This is a genomic window from Runella sp. MFBS21, from assembly GCF_029433105.1.
Classification (GTDB): Bacteria; Bacteroidota; Bacteroidia; order Cytophagales; family Spirosomataceae; genus Runella.
The window spans coordinates 589,068-607,596 of record NZ_JARNTW010000002.1 but is presented as its reverse complement, the minus strand read 5'-3'; the positions used below and the strand labels follow the sequence as shown (position 1 = coordinate 607,596).

Sequence of the window (18,529 nt, the reverse complement as noted above, 5' to 3'; positions counted from 1 at the left end):
AAAATTACTCATTAAACGCCAAAAAACCGGTGATTGTTTTAGCTTTCAGCCAATACCGACAGCATGGTATGGCATTTGAGCTCGGTTTCTTGCCATTCTTTTTGGGGGTCGGAGTCTTCCGTGATTCCTCCTCCCGCGTATAAAGTGGCAATTCCTTGCTGTATTTTCATACAACGCAAATTGACAAACAGATTCGTTTCTTTTTCGACATTTACCGGCCCCAAAAAACCACTATAAAAAGCCCTATCGTAGTTTTCGTGCTTTTGAATGAAGTCCAAGGCGGCTTGTTTAGGCATTCCACACACGGCCGAAGTCGGATGCAACAATTCGAGCATGACGGTACCTATTTCGGGAAAGTTGATTTCTTTGGTATCTACGGCATACTCACTACAAAGGTGCATCAAATTGCCTGCAATCACCGTTTTGGGGCCTTCTTCTATATATTCTCGCACCCTGATTTTTTTAAAACAAGAGATAATGTACCGACTCACCAGTGCCTGTTCTTCGATTTCCTTTTGAGTCCAAGGTGCTTTTTTGGGCGACATCAACTGCCCATTCCCGTCAAAAGCTGGCTGAGTTCCGGCCAAAGCCACCGTTCGGAAAATACCCTCTCTGTCTACACTAACGAGTGTTTCGGGCGTAGCGCCGAGCCATACTTGGTCGAGGTGGGGCAAATAGACCAACGATACAAAAGCATTGGGGTATTTTTGATTCAGGCGTTCAAACAACTGCACATACGAAAGCCCCGAAGGAAGTTCTATTTCTTTGGTACGAGAAAGAACCACTTTTTTGAGACTGCCCGTTTCGATAGCCGCTACGGCCTCTTCTACCGACTTAATATACGAAGCTGAAGCCACATCGCTATGGCTACGATGCACCAAAGGGTGAACTTCATGATGAGGAGTCAAATCAACCAAATGAGCGCGATTTTCCCAAGTTACCCTCTGTGGGTCGGTAAGAGGAAGATTGCTTTGCTCCGCTAACACTTCATTGGAAGCCCCAAAACGAAAATACAAATCGGCTTCTATAAAAAACGAGTCATTGCCTTCTAAATTCAGGAAAGGGCTCACCGCAAAACCCGCCGGTAAATCCTCTAGCACAATCTTGGTTTGGGTCAACTCTGGGTTAAAATTGATGATGAGCTGTTTTTCTTTGGCTCGAGGCAACCGCCACAAAACCGCCGCCCACCCTAACTCTTGTGCCGCTTGCCAGCCCGCTTCGGGCCTTAAAGCTACTTGAGTGAGTTTATTTTCAATCGTCATCTTTTAATATGCGTGTCCAACATTACTTATTCACAACATTCTTTTTTCAAAAAAGGTGTCATTAGTTTCGCCAGCTTTCCCTTTCTTCTTCTACCTCAGAAAGGAAGCAAGCTACTTTGATTTTTTTATAAAAGAACAGATTCATTGCTTTTGTTTTGAAGACGTGACCTAATTTTTTTAATTTCAGTAGGGGGAACACTCAAGTGGGTTGTCATTAAGACACAAGTATCAATGAAAACCATACTTTACATGCAGCTATGAAAACATTTTTTTTAACACTCCTTACAAGTTTCGTATTTTTTGGGTTTAACACTCGATTGCCCAAAACCAACTTTCCCGAACCACCTGCGTCGGCTAATCGCCTTTTTTATATTCAGCGCAGCAACAACGCCAATACGGTGATTTATGATGCCAACCTCATTGCCGACAAGAAAATCAACTTTCAAAAACCTATTGACGTATATTGGATAAGGTACGCCGAAAAAGGGCAAAAAGAAGATCTTTCCAATCTCCAATGGCAACTTGCTTACGGTTATAAAACCCATACTGTCAATCCTGCCTCTAATACCGTAGAGATTACCCTCAATGCCTTCAAAAATCGTCCTATCACCCTTGATTATCACCAAGGCAAATTAGCGGCATTTACCCAAATCAAAGGTTGTAGGGCTTCTTTACAAAAGGTATTTGTACAACTAGCCTCCACAGCTTTGATTCCAAAAGTAGATTATATCGAACTATTTGGCTTCGATTCTGTCAAAAACCAAGCTGTTTATGAGCGCATTTATGTGTGATATTTATTTAAGTTGGATTTTTATGATTTTCTAACAGCCATACAAAACCATTTTCTTTCTGAAATTTTTGTTTTTTTATCATGACTCCTCAGCAATTTGAACAAGATTTGCAGCCGATATTGCTGTATGCAGCTCCGTTGATTTTTTTATGTGTAGGGATAGAGTATTGGCTCCTAAAGCACGACAACCACCACCACTACGATACCGAAGACCTAAAAGCCTCGGTTGGCATTGGGATTGGCAGCTTAATTATCAATGGTCTCCTCAAAGCCTTCATTGTGGGATTGAGTTTGTTTTGTTATGAAATCGTCCCGTGGCGTATTCCAAATACTTGGTGGGCGTGGGTATTGGCCTATTTAGGGATTGACGTTTGCAATTATTTTGCGCATTTTATTGCTCACAAGCAGCGCATTTGGTGGGCTACGCACGTCACACATCATTCGTCAGAACACCTCAATCTAGCCACCTCTTTCCGTAATTCATGGACACAGCACATAAAAATCATTTTTTTCTTACCCGTTTGGCTTTCTGGAATTCATCCTGTCATTACGTTTACTTGCTATCAGCTAGATTTGCTGTATCAATTTTGGATACATACCGAAGTGATTCACAAACTACCACGCTGGTTTGAATATATTTTTGTGACACCCTCGCATCACCGTGTACATCATGGCAAAAATGCAGCTTATATTGATAAAAATTTCGGAACGACTTTTATCATTTGGGATCGGCTTTTTGGGACTTTTCAAGAAGAAACCGAAAAACCCATGTATGGACTTACAAAACCTGTGACCTCTAAGAATGTGGTTTATCTCAATTTTCATGAATGGCGCGACATCGTTAGGGATGTGCGAAAAGCCAAAAACTGGCGCGAAGTGGCAGGGATTTTATTTGGCCCGCCCTAATTTTTTGGTGAACACACTCCACAACAAGGCCTAAATTGATTTTCTTTGTAGCGCCTTTAAAGGAGGCGTTTTCACCACAATATTCTAAAAATGACGAATTTACTCAAAACTCAAATTGGACGGCTACGCATTATTGGTTTTATAGAAGGGGTTTCATTTTTGTTAATCCTTTTTGTGACGATGCCGTTGAAATACTACGCCGCTATGCCACAGCCCAACAAAATCATCGGAATGGCACATGGCGTCTTGTTTGTATTGTATGTCTTGGCCGTGATACAATGTAAAATTGAGTACCAATGGTCAGCCAAAAAAACAGGATTAGCGCTTTTGGCCTCTGTGATTCCTTTTGGTACATTTTGGGCCGATGCGAAGCTCTTCAAAAAGGAGGCATGATTCCAATCCGTAGGTTGATATAATAAAGAAGTCCCCGCTCTAACAAACGGGGACTTCTTTATTTATACGTTATACATAGCCTGATTACAAGCCAAACGCAGCTTTTACGGCGTCAACATAATCAAGTTTTTCCCAAGTGAAAAGCTCTACTTCCACTTCAGCACGTTGCCCAGCGTTTTCAAATACTTTGGTTACCACTTTTGGCTCACGCCCCATGTGGCCATAAGCGGCTGTTTCTGAATAAATGGGATTACGAAGTTTGAGACGCTGCTCAATCGCATAAGGACGCAAGTCAAACACATTCTCTACGATTTTTGCGATTTCGCCATCGCTCAATTTCTTACCATTTTCGCCTTTTACTTTGGCAGTTCCGTAGGTATTTACGTACAAACCACAAGGCTTAGCTACCCCAATAGCGTATGATACTTGTACCAATACTTCATCACACACACCTGCTGCTACCAAGTTTTTGGCGATGTGGCGCGTAGCATAAGCCGCCGAGCGGTCTACTTTTGAAGGATCTTTACCCGAGAAAGCACCACCACCGTGAGCACCTTTGCCACCATAAGTATCTACGATGATTTTACGGCCTGTCAAACCAGTATCTCCGTGAGGACCTCCGATAACGAATTTGCCAGTTGGGTTGATATGATAAGTGATTTGGTCATTAAACAATTTGCGCAATGAAGGCTTCAACTTTGCTTTTACGCGGGGGATTACATAGCCGATGATATCTTTGCGAATTGTAGCAAGCATGGCTTCGTCTTCTGCAAAATCATCGTGCTGCGTCGATACTACGATAGTATCAATACGAATAGGCTTATTGGTGTCAGAGTACTCGATAGTTACCTGCGACTTAGCGTCGGGGCGAAGGTATTTAATGCGCTTGTTTTCGCGACGAATAGCCGCAAGTTCTTCCAAAATCTTGTGTGACAAATCGAGCGCCAAAGGCATGAAGTTGTCGGTTTCGCGAGTGGCATACCCAAACATCATTCCTTGGTCACCAGCACCTTGGGCATTGGCTTTACTTTCAAAATCGTCATTGGTTTTACGATCCACACCCTGATTGATATCGGCTGATTGCTCATGAATAGCCGAAAGAACCCCACACGAGTGTGCTTCAAACATATACTCAGCTTTGGTATAACCAATCTTAGCCACTACTTCGCGGGCTATTTGCTGAACATCAAGATATGTTTTGGTATTTACTTCACCTGCTAATACAACCTGCCCGGTCGTTACAAGGGTTTCGCATGCTACTTTTGAGGTGGGATCAAACGCCATGAAGTGGTCAATGAGAGCGTCTGAGATTTGGTCAGCTACTTTGTCGGGATGGCCTTCCGATACAGATTCTGAAGTGAATAAATAAGACATTCTATTTTGTGATTTACAAAGTATAATTATTTGAAGTATTCTCCGAAGGATGAATTTTAGGGAACAAATTTAGGTTATTTTCACAGATAAAGAAAAAAGAGCGAAATTTGTAATTGATTATAGAGATTAGTTATCTGTTAATTGTTATCCATTAAGCGTTATTTTTTTGACTAAATAACTAGCTACTATACACATAGCCGCTAAATAACTGACAACATATGATAAAGATAGGAAATATAGAATTGAGTGAGTTTCCATTGCTTCTTGCTCCTATGGAGGATGTATCCGACCCTCCGTTTCGGGCAGTATGTAAAGAAGGCGGTGCCGATTTGATGTATACCGAGTTTGTATCATCTGAAGGATTGATTCGAGATGCCACTAAGAGTGTACAAAAATTAGACATTTTTGAGTATGAACGCCCTATTGGTATTCAGCTTTTTGGGAGTGACATCGAAACCATGGGCGAATGTACCAAAATTGCGACCAAAGCTAGTCCTGATTTGATTGATATCAACTACGGCTGTCCGGTCAAACAAGTCGCTTGCAAAGGAGCCGGGGCGGCTTTGTTACAAGATATTCCGAAAATGGTCAGAATGACCGAAGCCGTAGTAAAAGCGACGCACCTGCCCGTAACGGTCAAAACACGCTTAGGCTGGGATGAGTCTACGAAGAATATCCAAGAAGTAGCTGAACGCCTACAAGACATTGGTATCAAGGCACTTACTGTCCATGGGCGCACCCGTGTACAGATGTATAAAGGGGAGGCCGATTGGACTTTGATTGGCAAAATCAAGGAAAATCCGCGCATTCAAATTCCGATTTTTGGAAATGGTGATATCGACAGTCCCGAAAAAGCATTGGAATATCGTAACCGCTTTGGCATTGATGGCATCATGATTGGAAGGGCGAGTATAGGTTATCCTTGGATTTTCAACGAAATCAAGCATTTTATGAAAACAGGCGAGCATTTGGCTCCTCCTACCACGGCCGAGCGCGTACGTGTCTGTCGCAAACACCTTGATTTTTCAATCCGCTGGAAAGGCGATAAAACGGGTATTTTTGAGATGCGCCGTCACTACGCTACTTATTTCAAAGGACTCAACAATTTCAAACCCTACCGTATGCGGTTGGTAGAAGCTCCTACCTACGAAAAAATCGTCGCCATTTTGGAAGAAGTAGCGGAGGTTTATGCTTTGGAGATGGTATAAAGGCATATAACAGACCAAAATTTTTAGTAAATTTGGCCAATGACAGCAAAGGAAAAAGAGAAATATAAAGCAGACTTTAAAAAAGCACTTGACAATTTCACCACCAAGTTAGAGAAATACGTTTCTACCGCCAATGGCGACTGGTCGGTGAAGGGCTTTATAGACGTTTACAAGAATATCTATACCATATCATCTGACACCAAAATCGTTTCAAAAATTCTTGAAATACATATATTTCCTCAAATCCTACAGTTTGCTGACGAAATCGGATACAAAATCATTCTGACTGAACATCAAAACTACTATCCTGACTTAACATTTATCAGTAAGGAAAATGAAGAAGTAAAATTTGCTGTTGACTTGAAAACAACTTATCGGAAGAAAAACGGTATTTCCAGTTTCACTTTGGGAAGCCACGGTAGCTATTTCAAGGAACGAGATAAGAAAAAGAACATTCAATTCCCTTATAACCAATATTTAGGACATTACTGCCTGGGCGTTATCTACACAAGGACAGACATAAATGCTGACCACCCTACTGATACGGAAATCTATCAAGTTCAGGAACTTCAAGAGGAATATGAAATACCAAATACACGGGCGGCGAACCGCAAAGTTGGTGAACGAGAAGTAACCACCGTCAAGAACTTAAAGTCTATCACCTCTGTAATTAAGGACTTTGATTTTTTCGCAGCCGAAAAATGGAAAATTGCCAGCGACAAACAAGGTTCGAGTAACACTGCAAACATTGGCTCTACATTGAGCATTGACGACTTGCGAAATGAAAATGGCGTATTCCGCCAACTCGGTGAAGAGTGGTTTGACGAATATTGGATAAATTTTGGGTCTGCAACAATGGTCAAAGAAGGAAAGGCCACAAAAATCACCAACCTCAAAGACTTCTTAGAATTTAAAGGCAGAACGGATTTGTGGGATAAAATTGTAACAAGAAATTCAAAAGATTAAGCCATGAAAGTCATTGTTCCACCTATAAAAAGTCAAGGTATTAAAACCAAACTCGTTCCTTGGATAAAGGATTTGGTAAACATAGCTAATCAAAAAGGAAAATGGATAGAACCTTTTCTAGGAACTGGTGTAGTTGCATTTAATTCAGGGTATAAGAAAGCAATCTTAAATGATACTAATCCTCATATAGTTGACTTCTACAAAGGGATACAGAGCAAAGCTATTTCTGCACCTTTAATGAAACAATATTTGGAGCAAGAAGGCAAACTGTTAAGCGAAGCTGAAAACAACGGCTATGAACATTATTTAAAAGTTCGTTCACGGTTTAACAGTGGGGAATTTTCACCTTACGATTTTATTTTTCTATCACGAGCAGGTTTTAATGGGATGATGCGTTTTGGCAGCAAGGGTAATTGGAATATTCCTTTTTGTAAAAAACCAGACCGTTTTGCACAGGCATACATAACTAAAATTACTAATCAGGTTGCAACGGTTTCTCAAATTATTCAACCTGAACCTAATTGGATATTTTACAACAAGTCGTTTGCTGACATCATTCCGCTGGCGACAGAAAACGACATCATTTATTGTGACCCCCCCTATTACGGCAGACACGTTGACTATTACAACGGTTGGACAGAACAGGACGAAGAACTATTGTTCAACTTGCTTTCAGAAACCAAAGCAAAATTTATTCTCTCAACGTGGCATCACAACGACTGGCGAGAAAATGAAATGATTAATAAGTTTTGGAGCAAGTTCAACATTATTACCAAAGACCATTTTTATCACAACGGTGGCAGCATAGAAAACAGGCGTACAGTTGTGGAAGCTCTCGTTTGCAACTTTGGCACAGACCAAATAGACCAACATAATCATGGGCAGAAAACAAAGCCACAAGAACGGCAATTGGAACTGGTTTGGGGATAAATGTTCAAGGGTCATTAGTATAAAGTAAAATACGCACCAATCATAGAATTGACCTAATATATTGTCCTATCTTTATGAAATGGGTTTCTCTCTTCTCATATGACACTATGCTTTTCAATTTTCTTGTTCTAGGATTCTTGTTGTGTATGGACATTGACACACAAGCCCAAAAGAAAAGCTTCAAACAAGGTTTGAAAGGAAAAGTAATTTGGAAAGCCGGCAATCTCATGCCTTCTCCCGACGCACCAAGCCGTGGGGTGACAGGCACACCCGTAATTCGGGAGATTTATGTCTATGAACTTACCTCTTCTAAACAAGCCGAGACAAACGAAGAAGGGATATTTTATAAGAATATTCAGACAAAGCTTATCAAAAAAGTGAAATCTGATAAGAAGGGAAATTTTTGCGTTGGCTTGGCTCCAGGTTATTATTCGGTATTTGTCAAAGAAGACAAAGGATTGTACGCCAATCTCTTTGACGATGCCATGAACCTCAACCCTATTCACATCACCCAAGGCAAATGGGAGAAGCAGGATTTGGAGATAAACTACCAAGCTGTGTATTAGCGCTACTTATTGGTTTTGACTCAAAGCATAAACTGCAAATGAGCCTAGCCAATGCTCTCCGCCGTATTCGCCACTGGCAATTTGGGGCAAAGTGAGATTGATAAAATTTTGGGCGCTTTTGAGCAACTGTGCTCTACGCGGGTCGTTCAGCGGCAATGCTTTCGCAATTCCTTTCATACACCACGCTCTACTCAGCGACAAGCCATCGAGGTGAATAATCTGCATATCACTGCGATCGCTCACCACGGGCGGTTGAGCAATATTTTTGAGACCTGCCGCTGGCATAAATCCATTGAACCATTTCAGAAAATCGGCTTGGGGCAAAATGCGCCGCATCAAATCGGCCACTTCCAAACTTGGCGACAAGAAATCTGAGCCATCAGGTTCCTGAATAGCAGGGGCGTTGGTATTGTTGAGATAAAAGTATTTGGCTTTCTCTACTATTTGTTTTTCAAAATTTGTGTTTTTGACCGTACGAGCATAATCCAACGCAAACACCAGCCCAAAGGCAGTATTTGGATGCACCCCTGTACGATTAGGGTAGGTTTGTTTTGGCAAAAATGCCGTCCAGAGATTTACGATTTGCTCCGTGAGCGGGCGTAAATTTTGATGCCATTCACGGGCTTGGGGGTCATCCCAAGTATAAAGTTCTTCGTCCAATTTCAACAGCCACGCCCAGCCATACGTACGCTCGAAAGTACGCGAGAGCTTGTATTTTGTAAAATACGCTGCTTCGGCTTTCATTTTGTCGGCCCCAAAACTTTCGGCCAAAACCTTCCGAATTTCAGCTTCTTCGGGCAAATTTTTGAAATTTTTCAACAACTTCACCAGCATCCAATGTCCGTGCACCGAAGAGTGCCAATCCAAACACCCATAAAAAGCAGGATGCAATTCTTTGGGCGTCATTTTTGCATCTGCTTCGGCTTCTATCGAATGTCCTGTCTTGTTAGGATATTCTACTTGAATACAATGAAGTGGGAGTTTGGCCAAAAACGAAGCCCCTTGAGGAGTGAGGCTTAGTTGGTCGTTTTGAAGAGATAAATAGGGGTTTTGTGCCACAGAAACAAAAGATAGCAATCCAAGTAAGTAGGAGAGATATTTCATTTTATTGATAGTCAACAAATTACGAATCAAAATTGAACAATTACGGCAGCTAATACCAAGAAACGCCCACTAACTTACTAATTTTAGCGGTCAGAAACTTAATATATGGCTTATTTTGAACGTCTCTTCCAAAACCGCTACCTTATCATAGCTCTTTGTTTATTGCCTTTGGTACTGTATGGGTTGTTTTTTGGGTCGATTGCCCTCAACGTCAATTACGTGGCATATGACGACATCCACGTGCTGCAAATCGTGGAGCAATGGCAACATGCTATCACTTGGCGCGAAAAACTCGATTGGCTCACGGTGGGCTTTCCCGAGCACCGGATTGTATTTACGCGTACGGTAGTTTTGCTGTCTTACTTTCTGACGGGTACTGTCAATTTCAAGTCTTTGATGATGATTAGCAACCTACTTTGGATAGGCCAATTAGTGTTTGTGTATCAAATTTTCAATAAAAACGCCTTACCACTTTTTTATTTTATTCCAGTCTGTTGGATTGTATTGAATGTACATTCATTCGAAAATATATTTTGGGGAACAAGCTCGCTTGGCAATTTTGGATTGTTGTTTTTTGTGATGGCAGCTGGCTATTTTTATGCTAAATCCTCCATAAGGTCTCTTTATTGGGCGTTACTTTTCTCATTTTTAGCAACATTCACTTATGGCAATGGCCTCCTTACGTTTCTGATTGGCATATTGCTTTTTTTAGTTACTCAGCGCTGGCGCGAAGCGGTTTATACCCTAGGCGGTTTTGTATTTACGATGCTCCTTTATGCGCTTACGCGCGCACATGCTTCGCCTAGTGGCCTGGACTTCACCCAACCCTCCAATTACCTCCATGCCCTGAGTTGCTTTTTGGCTTTTATTGGATCGTCTGTCAACTTTGATGCTTATGCTCCTACTTCACCTGCAATGTGGCTGTCGGTAGGCTGGGGAGCCGTCTTAATAGCCACAATGCTGTGGTTTATCACGCCCAAAATTGTAGGCTTATTCAAAAAAAACAAGCCTCTGTCCTTCAACCAAGTAGAGCTATTTGCTTTGTTTTTATTTCTGTTTGTCTGCTTGTCTGCCTTGGGGGTAGTCTATAAGCGAGCGGAAGGTGACGGACTTATTGGGATGTTTAAAGGACGCTATCGAATGTATCCTACTTGGGGTATTTTATCAGCTTTCCTTTTGGTGATTAGTCATTTGTCCAAACCCAAAAAATGGGTATTGCCGAGCTTAGTGGCCATGAGCCTTTTTTTCAACTTGTTGGTTTTGTACTACGCTATCGCTCCTGCCGTCAACAACCGGCGTGCAGCTGTGGCTCAAGAATTTAATTCTATGTACAATGAGGATTTGCTGGGTCTGAAAATGTTTGATTTGACGGGTCAAGATTTTTTACGTTTACAAAAACTATATCAACCTGATTTGTTTTTCCTGCGAGAACTCACCTTTCCGCTGGTACCTGTCCAAGACCAAATTTTTGCGCTTGATTCGGTCTATTTTGTGGGGAATAATCTACAGATACTTTATACCCAAGATTTCATCAGACCTACCCACGGCTTTGACGACGGGGCTTATATTATCTTATCATCATTGACCCATACGTATATGTGTGCGGGCATACAGCAAGCCTTACCACTCAAAACTTTTATCAGAAGAGGATGGTATTGGGATAAGGGCTTTAGCGCAGGTTTTAATCGGGCATCGGTAGCAGCAGGAGAATACAATATGTATGTATTATTACGAAAAAATGGCAAAAGTCAGCTTCTAGACACTCAGCGCAAAGTGACTTTTTAGGGATATATGTTTAATCACGGAGTATTTACATCCTGAAGTATTTCTAACAAATCAGCACTTTCGAGCAAATTTTTAACGGGATAGAAAGCACTTTTTTCGGAAGTAGCTTTCACCCCAAAAAGCGGCTCACCGTGGCGGCTCAATACCCCCACCCACTCCCCTTCCTTGGAGTTGTCGGCAAAATGCTGCCACATATAATCATTGACACGCTGCCAATGTTTGAGAAGTGTGCGGTCATTAAGTACTTGATAAGCTCGCAGTAGAGCCGTAGTTGCTTCCAACTGCACCCAAGCGTATTTATAATACGCCTCGGGCTGCGTAGGAGGCATACTTTTTACATCCAACCAACCAAAATAACCTCCATAAGCTTCGTCCCAAGTGGTTTCGGCAAGGTAGGCCACATGCTGCGCCAATTGTTGTCTGATGCGTCTTTTGTTAGTGATTTTGGTCAATTCATAAAAGGCATTAAAAGCCTCAAACACTCTTCCAGGATGAATATGCCGCCCTTCTAAGCAGTCAGAATATCCCCCTTCCGAAAATACATTTTCGAGAAGAATATCGGCACGAGGCTCCCAAAAGTGCTTCATCAATTCCTGAAATAGCTGCTCGGCTTTTTCTTTAAATATTTTTTCGCCGATGATTTGTTTGGCACCTACTAGCGCCTTCGCCAAAGCACTCAACTCACTGATATTTTTCAGATACCTGCCCGCCATCACATCATCGGCTCGTTTTTGGAGTCTTTTTTCACGTTTACGAAAAGCCTTGGTCAACGTTTTTTTGGCACTCTCGGCATATATCTCGTCTTGAGTGATTTGGTACAATATACTCCAGCACGATACCGCCGCCGCTTCTGCTTTGGCATCTACAACTTCACTCACTCCATGCCCCATGCAATCGACTATAGCCCACCAATTTTCTTTAGCATCCATGCCATATTGCAACAAAAAATCTGCCCCTTGGGAAGCACACTTTAAGTATTGAGCGTCCGAAGATTGTTGATATAGCTTGGCAAAAGCCCATGCTTGCTGGGCGTGCCATTCTATCCATTTGTCAGAAGTACATACCTCTCCTTTGGATGAGATTACACAAAAATACCCTCCATAAACAGGGTCTATTCCAAACTCCAACCAAAATGGAAGCAAGCGCTGATAAAGGTCTTTGCGATATTGAAGAGCGTAAGCTGATAAATTCATAGCCACAAAAATAATAAAAGCTCAGAAGACTGAGCTTCCGAGCTTTGAAAGGAGGTGCTTATTGAGTTTTGAAAAAGGGGAATTTATAGAGTTTTCGGTCTCCGCCTTATTTATCAATATCCCCGACCAACCCTATATTTTTTCAAAAGTGAGAATAGTGTTCACTTTTTGATTTCCGCCCCACTCTACTGGAATCGGCAATTCTCGTTTTTCGGTCCAAGTCATTTTTGTACCTTCTACCACAAAATCATATTCATTTTTTTGACCAGTATCATCACTCGAAATAATAAGTTTTTTGTCTTTGATTTCCCATTTCGAAATTCCTTGTTTATCCAAATCAATACCTACCAAATCAGCTTCACAATCGGCGGGTACATTTAGTAACGTAGTAGTACCGTCTTCCCGAAAATGAAACGTAACTTTCAGAATACATGGATTGAGTACCCCTGTCAAATCCGATATAATCCCCAAAACAGGAGGGTCTACTTTGTAGCTTTTCATTTTCCATTGCCCTACAATTGGCGGTGTGACAGGCTTTGGGATTGGTTCCGCGCCTTCTTTTTGGACATCACAAGAACTAACGAAAAAAATCAAAGCCAGAAGATATGCTACTTGCTTCATATTTTATTGGGTATATTTTTCAGACCCTCTAATATACTGAAAAGATTTTTATAGATATTGCAACTCCCTACAATTCTTATCCAACACATTCTATGAGCCAAGTCACTATTACCCACCTTTTGGCCTCCATTAGAGAGGGCTATGTAGCCTCAAAAAAATTCAAATCTTTACAAAAAGAAATCGTCTTATCCTATGCTATGGCACATAATCTCCCTATCAAAACAGCCAAAGCAGCTACTCGTGACACTTTAGTTGCACTGGTATTAAGGGCCCAAAAAGATCCTTATTTCAATGAAGACATGCTAGAGGATGCCATTAAAGAATATACCCTAGACCAAGCTTTGCTAAGAAGGTTTCGGAAGCTTCAAGCAGTGCCACCGCAAGAGGCCATAGAAGAGCATCTAAGTACGACTATCAGGTATATATATAAAGCCTGTGAAATACACGCTCAGCTCGAAAAAGCTTACGGTCATTCACCAGGTGACTTTGCTAGTTGGGACGACTTGATAGATGATGCAAAAAGGCAAGTGTTTAATATTTTTTTGTACAATATTAAAAAACGGCAATTCAGACTCTATTCTACGCTCAGAACTTACATCGACGGTATTGCTAAAATTGTTGTAAAACAATTGATTCGGAAGCCTAAAACTCATCAAAAAAAAATATCACATGACATTGCATTTCGTTGGGACTTAATTGTAAACGCTACAGACCTTAGTCGTTTTTTCTCTTTTTTGTACGCTTCCCTAAAAAACACCAAAGGTGAACAATGCGAGGATTTTTTACGTGACAGTTTCAAACTTTTCAATATTATTGTTAGTAATGAGCCGATTCATGCACAAGATTTATTACATTTAAAAACTGGCATTATCCATAAAGTAGGAGAAAGCTTGAATTATCAAAACTCTAAATCTTCAGAAAATAAATTTAGAAAATGCTATCGAGATTTTGTAGCATACAATTTAGAAAAACTCTCCAAAAATAGCCAATGGTTTCAAAATCCATTATTTACAAAAGAATACATAAAAAAAGAGGTCGCCAGAAGGAAAGCAGAAATTGAGCTTGCTAGAATTCAAAAAAAACAATCTAACGATAAAAGGAATCTCAATGGAACCAAATAATATCGACCTAATAGAAGCTTACCTAGACGGCACACTTTCTGACGACGAAAATGCTCAAATTGAACATCGAATGGCAGTGGATGATAATTTTTATCAACAGGTACAATATCAATTAGGATTTAAAAAATTCTATGAACAGCGCTTTCAAGAAATAGAAATGCGGACTGAAATGCTATCTTTTATTGATAACCATCAAACAGTCATTACTAAGGTTAAAGCCATAGAAAGAGTTCGAGATTTCGTCACCAAATACGCCGCTCAAATCGCAGTAGTTATTATGGTAGGTATTGGTACATGGATATGGTGGAATGCCCAAAATACCGAAACGCTTCTTTTAACTAAAAACATTGAAAAAGTGATTATTCCTGACCAAGACAATGCCTTTGGCGAGGGCCAAGAGGCTATCTCTGAGAATATTACCTTACAATTGTTTAAATCTCCTCGCTCCGAACCTAATAATTTTACTTATCAAAGCAAGGTCCTCACTATCTACCATCCTGATCCAGAAATAGTGAATGCTAAAAAAATCAAATTAGTATCTCTAGCTACGGGCTATCGGCTCGATTGCGATTCTATTTCCTATAAGTGGATTGAAAAAGAACCTGGTCGTGGCCAACTCAAACGCATTTCTCCCTGAAATCAAACTCAACTTTCAAACCCTAACCTATGAAAAGCTCATTTCTTAAAATACTTGGCACTTTATTTATTGTATGGATACTTTTACCAAACGTCGGATGGTCACAGCTTACAGAACAAGAGCGCAATGCTGTCTTGCTAGCCCGAATCCAAGAGGATTGTAAATGTATCAACATTTCCAATTCCTTTGGAAGTTCGCAAGAAGCCACTAAAGTAGTTACAGAATTAGCGCAGTTGGTTGGTGAAAAAATTCAGAATGTGATTGAGGTAGGTTGCACAGCCAATGCCAAAGCTCTTATGTGTGACAAAAACAAGTATATCCTCTATCGCAATAGTTTTATGGAAAAAATGGGCAAGGGGTCTCCTTGGGCGGAGCGGTTCATTATGGCACATGAAATAAGCCATCATTTTCATCAGCATACTGCCAACAAAAATTATATCAACGACCAACGTTTTCCTCAAATATTGGTTGAAAAAATAAATGATCGAGAAGTATTCTACACCTATCGTGTCAAAACCCTCCGCGGCGGTATGCTCGATACCATTAAAGTCTATAAATCTAAATATGTGAATTTAGCGGCCTTTTATCAATATCTGAAAGAGTTTCAGGCTGATGCCACCGCTACTTGGATAATGTATCAAAAAAAAATTAATCTTGAAGAACTCAACCAAATATGGAAACAGTATGCCAATATCACTCAACAAAGCCCTTATGCTTGGACCGGCCAACATCCCAGTATTTATACCCGACAAAAACAAGCCACAATGCTTTGGAAATCTTTCCAGAAGGGAGAAACGCAGCCCCATCCATCACGAGGTTCAATTAAAGAAAGCCGCAAAATTAGTGCATCACTTACCCACCAATTCATAGCAAGTCAGGCTCAAAATACCTTTGGAGATTCATTAAGTCCCGAAGAACAGCACTTTTGGGAATATATCAAAAAAACACACAAATATACCTTTGAGCCTACATTTACTGCTTTTTTATACAAATTGCCGGGTCTCACTCTCCCTACTCCTACTCTCGAAAATACCCCCAATGCTCTCCCAGCACAATTTACCTGCCTCAACTATGCAGCAGGTATCAAAATAACGCGCCTCAATTGGTACAAGCCCATTTGGTTTGAAGGGCTTATTCAATACAAATCACTGGATTTTTCGACCTATGAAATACAAGAAAATTTAAAGATAGCCGTCGAAGATTTTAAATGGAAAGGCCTACAAATCCTCCCACAAGTTCACTTCAATACTGTATCAGGTCGTTTCAATTACGACCAACGTCGCCGTGGAGCCTATGCCACTGCTGGGTTTTCGGCAGATGTTCCCTTCCAAATGACTTATAGCAACTACCTCACCAATCATCTACATCAAAAGCTTGATTCTCGTATTTCAGGAAGTTTTGTATGGGGAATTGGATTCATTCAGCTTAGTCGAGACCCCAAAATTCCAAACATACGGCTAGGTTTAAGTTTTCAATCTCAAAAAATCGTTACAAGCTCTGCTACCATCAAGGTTCCACAGGTGGGTATTCATTCTTCAGTTAGTCTTTGGTAAATTTACTTTAGGTACATCATGAAAAAATATATCCTTTTTCTTACCCTTCTATGTTTGAGTTTGATGATGGGGTGCTATGAAAAAATCGAAAGTACTCGCCCAAGCATCCGTGGATTAAGTGCTTTTCAAAATCAATCCCTCAAACGAAATATTGATGTATGTTGTTTTACATATAGTTTTGCCAACTATACTAGCCGTATTCCTATTTTGACTCAAGAGGTGCTCCTCGAACAAGGTATCATCGGATGGGCATTCAACATGGGTACTTTTGCTTTTGCAAAAGGAAAGACAGGCGAAAAAACCGACCTTACAATTCAGTTTGTGAGTCCAGAAATGGTAGAATTCAAAATAGACACCGTACGCAGAGGATGGTTTGCATCACCTGTAGAATCACTAGGACTAGTACACCGAAAAGACGATGGCACTTATATATTGTATCTCAATCAAGCGCATGATTGGACAGAAAATAGATTAGGGGCTATCTTATTTCACCAATTGGGCGTAGTTTTAGGTTTACCAGTTTCTGACGACCCCCGCTCCATCATGTATCCTTATATGGTAGATTTGCCGGCACCCCTTATTGATATACAAAGTGGTTATAAAATCGACAGCCTTTACAACAGCGCCTACTGTGACAGCTGGCAAGAAATGGGAAAAATTCCTTTTCAGCCTAGTTCTAATCATTCTTATCAAACCTTCAGTACCTACGAAAAAGCTTTTGTAATTGTAAACGGTAGCGAAATGTGGGCATTTGATCCTTTTGCTGCTCCTCAGTGGAGTTCAAAAACCCCTCCCAATTTTAAGGGAGTACCCTTCACAATTTTTGGGGTCAACAATAAAGCTTATGCCATTACTACTCCCAATACCCATCAGCATGAATGGTGGGAATATGACTTAACGTCCGATACCTGGAATCGCATAAATACCCTCCTCCCTTTTTTTAGTTCCAAACCTTTGATAAGTCATTCTGTCAATGATAAAGGCTATGTTTTGTATGCCGACCAAGGTCATATAAATATTTGGGAGTTTTCGCCTACTACTAAAAATTGGAATTCAAAAAAATCGTATCCCGTTTTACCAAATACTAGCTTACAACAAAACCTTTTAGCTACTCATACACAAAAGCTCCTTTTAGTACTTCCGCTAGACAATGAAGTAATACGCTATAATCCTACTACTAACAATTGGATTCAAGACCCTCCTTTTCCAGGGTTTAAGAACAAAGATGTACCCAGCATCTTGTTAAGTACCAAATCTCGGACTTATGCCTACACCCCATCTCATCAAATGTGGGAGTATGCCCTCCAATGGACGGCATTGGCACCGCCCTCCTCTCCTCCAAATTCCGTTTTGTTTGGGTTGTCATTGAAATGTAGGGGTTATCTCATAACCAACGACGGTCGTCAATGGTACTACCAACCCTAAAGCAAATTTTGCTAACACTGCCCAACTCTTAAGGTTGGGCATTTTTTTTGAAAAATAGTCGATTTTTTTTTCGGCTGAGTGATGGAAAATTTAAAGACCAGCATGGTGAAGCGAACCTCAAAACATTCGCGATCATGCTTATCACTAAAATCCTTAAAACTACCGAAGAACTTAATCGTTTTATCGCTATGCAATTGGAAAATGGCGGTGCCGAAGTTACTCTCGACTATCTCCTACAAGCCCAAGTCAGGGTGCTTTCTCGAAAATCAAACCCCGATATTTGGCTAGGCGGCTATGTAATAAGTATCAACCAAAAAAGATACCTTGATGTACTTCCGTGGGATATGCGTCAAGCTATTGAAGACAAATACCTCCCACCCCACAAAACAGCAGAAATTAGCTGTATTTGGAAAAATCGCGCTCCTCAACAAAAACCCAGGGGTTTTGAGGTAGCCCAACTTTATTGGTTTGCCTTACAAGACGGTATGCTCACAGGTCGTCCTATACTTCTAGGCGGAACAGCCCACGAAAAAATTCGCCGTATTCAAATGATTGTGTTTCGGCACTTGGCATTTTCGGGAGAAGTTGATTTTTATGGTACATCTCATCATGTATGGATTTATTACTGTACCCGTCTTGAGGTCTTACCTGGCTTTTTAAATTATGTTCGGATGTTTCTTTTCTAATATTTTTAG

At 40.8% G+C, this 18,529-nt stretch carries 18 protein-coding genes; 13 read left to right on the top strand and 5 right to left on the bottom strand.

Going from position 1 to position 18,529, the window contains the following annotated elements; all coding sequences use genetic code 11:
• Window positions 1-38 precede the first annotated feature (38 nt).
• A complete protein-coding gene (locus P1X15_RS06745) occupies window positions 39-1,262 on the bottom strand; it encodes a chorismate-binding protein (protein WP_277337385.1) in 1,224 nt (407 codons plus the stop codon).
• A gap of 257 nt (window positions 1,263-1,519) precedes the next feature.
• On the opposite strand from P1X15_RS06745, the gene P1X15_RS06740 reads away from it, so the two are divergent.
• From P1X15_RS06740 to P1X15_RS06730, 3 genes are all read left to right on the top strand, one after another.
• Window positions 1,520-2,053, top strand: a complete 534-nt coding sequence (locus P1X15_RS06740) for a DUF4833 domain-containing protein (protein ID WP_277337384.1) — start codon at window positions 1,520-1,522, stop codon at window positions 2,051-2,053.
• An 80-nt stretch (window positions 2,054-2,133) separates the two neighbouring features.
• The gene (locus tag P1X15_RS06735; RefSeq protein WP_277337383.1) at window positions 2,134-2,958 is read left to right on the top strand and encodes a sterol desaturase family protein; all 825 of its coding nucleotides are present in this window, start codon (window positions 2,134-2,136) and stop codon (window positions 2,956-2,958) included.
• A gap of 90 nt (window positions 2,959-3,048) precedes the next feature.
• On the top strand, window positions 3,049-3,351 hold the full coding sequence (locus tag P1X15_RS06730; RefSeq protein ID WP_277337382.1) for a DUF3817 domain-containing protein: 303 nt from the start codon (window positions 3,049-3,051) through the stop codon (window positions 3,349-3,351).
• An 84-nt stretch (window positions 3,352-3,435) separates the two neighbouring features.
• On the opposite strand, the gene metK is transcribed toward P1X15_RS06730, so the two are convergent.
• The gene (metK, locus tag P1X15_RS06725; protein WP_277337381.1) at window positions 3,436-4,725 is read right to left on the bottom strand and encodes a methionine adenosyltransferase; all 1,290 of its coding nucleotides are present in this window, start codon (window positions 4,723-4,725) and stop codon (window positions 3,436-3,438) included.
• A gap of 218 nt (window positions 4,726-4,943) precedes the next feature.
• Between metK and dusB the strand changes: the two genes are divergently transcribed.
• The 4 genes from dusB to P1X15_RS06705 all read left to right on the top strand — a co-directional run bounded on the left by dusB (window position 4,944) and on the right by P1X15_RS06705 (window position 8,395).
• Window positions 4,944-5,933, top strand: a complete 990-nt coding sequence (dusB, locus tag P1X15_RS06720; RefSeq protein ID WP_277337380.1) for a tRNA dihydrouridine synthase DusB — start codon at window positions 4,944-4,946, stop codon at window positions 5,931-5,933.
• A gap of 39 nt (window positions 5,934-5,972) precedes the next feature.
• The gene (locus P1X15_RS06715) at window positions 5,973-6,899 is read left to right on the top strand and encodes a type II restriction endonuclease (protein WP_277337379.1); all 927 of its coding nucleotides are present in this window, start codon (window positions 5,973-5,975) and stop codon (window positions 6,897-6,899) included.
• A gap of 3 nt (window positions 6,900-6,902) precedes the next feature.
• Window positions 6,903-7,829: a Dam family site-specific DNA-(adenine-N6)-methyltransferase gene (locus P1X15_RS06710; protein ID WP_277337378.1), complete on the top strand. Its 927-nt coding sequence runs from the start codon at window positions 6,903-6,905 to the stop codon at window positions 7,827-7,829.
• Between the two features lie 146 nt (window positions 7,830-7,975).
• Window positions 7,976-8,395, top strand: a complete 420-nt coding sequence (locus P1X15_RS06705) for a carboxypeptidase regulatory-like domain-containing protein (RefSeq protein WP_277337377.1) — start codon at window positions 7,976-7,978, stop codon at window positions 8,393-8,395.
• A gap of 6 nt (window positions 8,396-8,401) precedes the next feature.
• On the opposite strand, the gene P1X15_RS06700 is transcribed toward P1X15_RS06705, so the two are convergent.
• On the bottom strand, window positions 8,402-9,499 hold the full coding sequence (locus P1X15_RS06700; protein ID WP_277337376.1) for a DUF2891 domain-containing protein: 1,098 nt from the start codon (window positions 9,497-9,499) through the stop codon (window positions 8,402-8,404).
• 105 nt (window positions 9,500-9,604) lie between these two features.
• Between P1X15_RS06700 and P1X15_RS06695 the strand changes: the two genes are divergently transcribed.
• A complete protein-coding gene (locus tag P1X15_RS06695) occupies window positions 9,605-11,284 on the top strand; it encodes a hypothetical protein (protein ID WP_277337375.1) in 1,680 nt (559 codons plus the stop codon).
• Between the two features lie 14 nt (window positions 11,285-11,298).
• On the opposite strand, the gene P1X15_RS06690 is transcribed toward P1X15_RS06695, so the two are convergent.
• Both P1X15_RS06690 and P1X15_RS06685 read right to left on the bottom strand, forming a co-directional pair.
• Window positions 11,299-12,477 carry an AGE family epimerase/isomerase gene (locus tag P1X15_RS06690; RefSeq protein WP_277337374.1) on the bottom strand — a complete coding sequence of 393 codons (1,179 nt, stop codon included), beginning with the start codon at window positions 12,475-12,477 and terminating at the stop codon, window positions 11,299-11,301.
• A 132-nt stretch (window positions 12,478-12,609) separates the two neighbouring features.
• Complete coding sequence (locus P1X15_RS06685) at window positions 12,610-13,098, bottom strand: lipocalin family protein (RefSeq protein ID WP_277337373.1); 489 nt, start codon at window positions 13,096-13,098, stop codon at window positions 12,610-12,612.
• A 92-nt stretch (window positions 13,099-13,190) separates the two neighbouring features.
• Here P1X15_RS06685 and P1X15_RS06680 point away from each other — a divergent pair, with 92 nt between their 5' ends.
• The 5 genes from P1X15_RS06680 (at window position 13,191) to P1X15_RS06660 (ending at window position 18,520) form a co-directional block, all read left to right on the top strand.
• The gene (locus P1X15_RS06680; protein ID WP_277337372.1) at window positions 13,191-14,219 is read left to right on the top strand and encodes a hypothetical protein; all 1,029 of its coding nucleotides are present in this window, start codon (window positions 13,191-13,193) and stop codon (window positions 14,217-14,219) included.
• Complete coding sequence (locus tag P1X15_RS06675; protein ID WP_277337371.1) at window positions 14,206-14,856, top strand: zf-HC2 domain-containing protein; 651 nt, start codon at window positions 14,206-14,208, stop codon at window positions 14,854-14,856. The genes P1X15_RS06680 and P1X15_RS06675 overlap by 14 nt, the downstream gene beginning before the upstream one ends.
• 29 nt (window positions 14,857-14,885) lie before the next feature.
• Window positions 14,886-16,409, top strand: a complete 1,524-nt coding sequence (locus tag P1X15_RS06670; RefSeq protein WP_277337370.1) for a M48 family metalloprotease — start codon at window positions 14,886-14,888, stop codon at window positions 16,407-16,409.
• Between the two features lie 18 nt (window positions 16,410-16,427).
• The gene (locus P1X15_RS06665) at window positions 16,428-17,834 is read left to right on the top strand and encodes a matrixin family metalloprotease (protein ID WP_277337369.1); all 1,407 of its coding nucleotides are present in this window, start codon (window positions 16,428-16,430) and stop codon (window positions 17,832-17,834) included.
• Window positions 17,835-17,968: 134 nt separating this feature from the next.
• Window positions 17,969-18,520, top strand: a complete 552-nt coding sequence (locus P1X15_RS06660; protein WP_277337368.1) for a hypothetical protein — start codon at window positions 17,969-17,971, stop codon at window positions 18,518-18,520.
• Window positions 18,521-18,529: the final 9 nt, after the last annotated feature.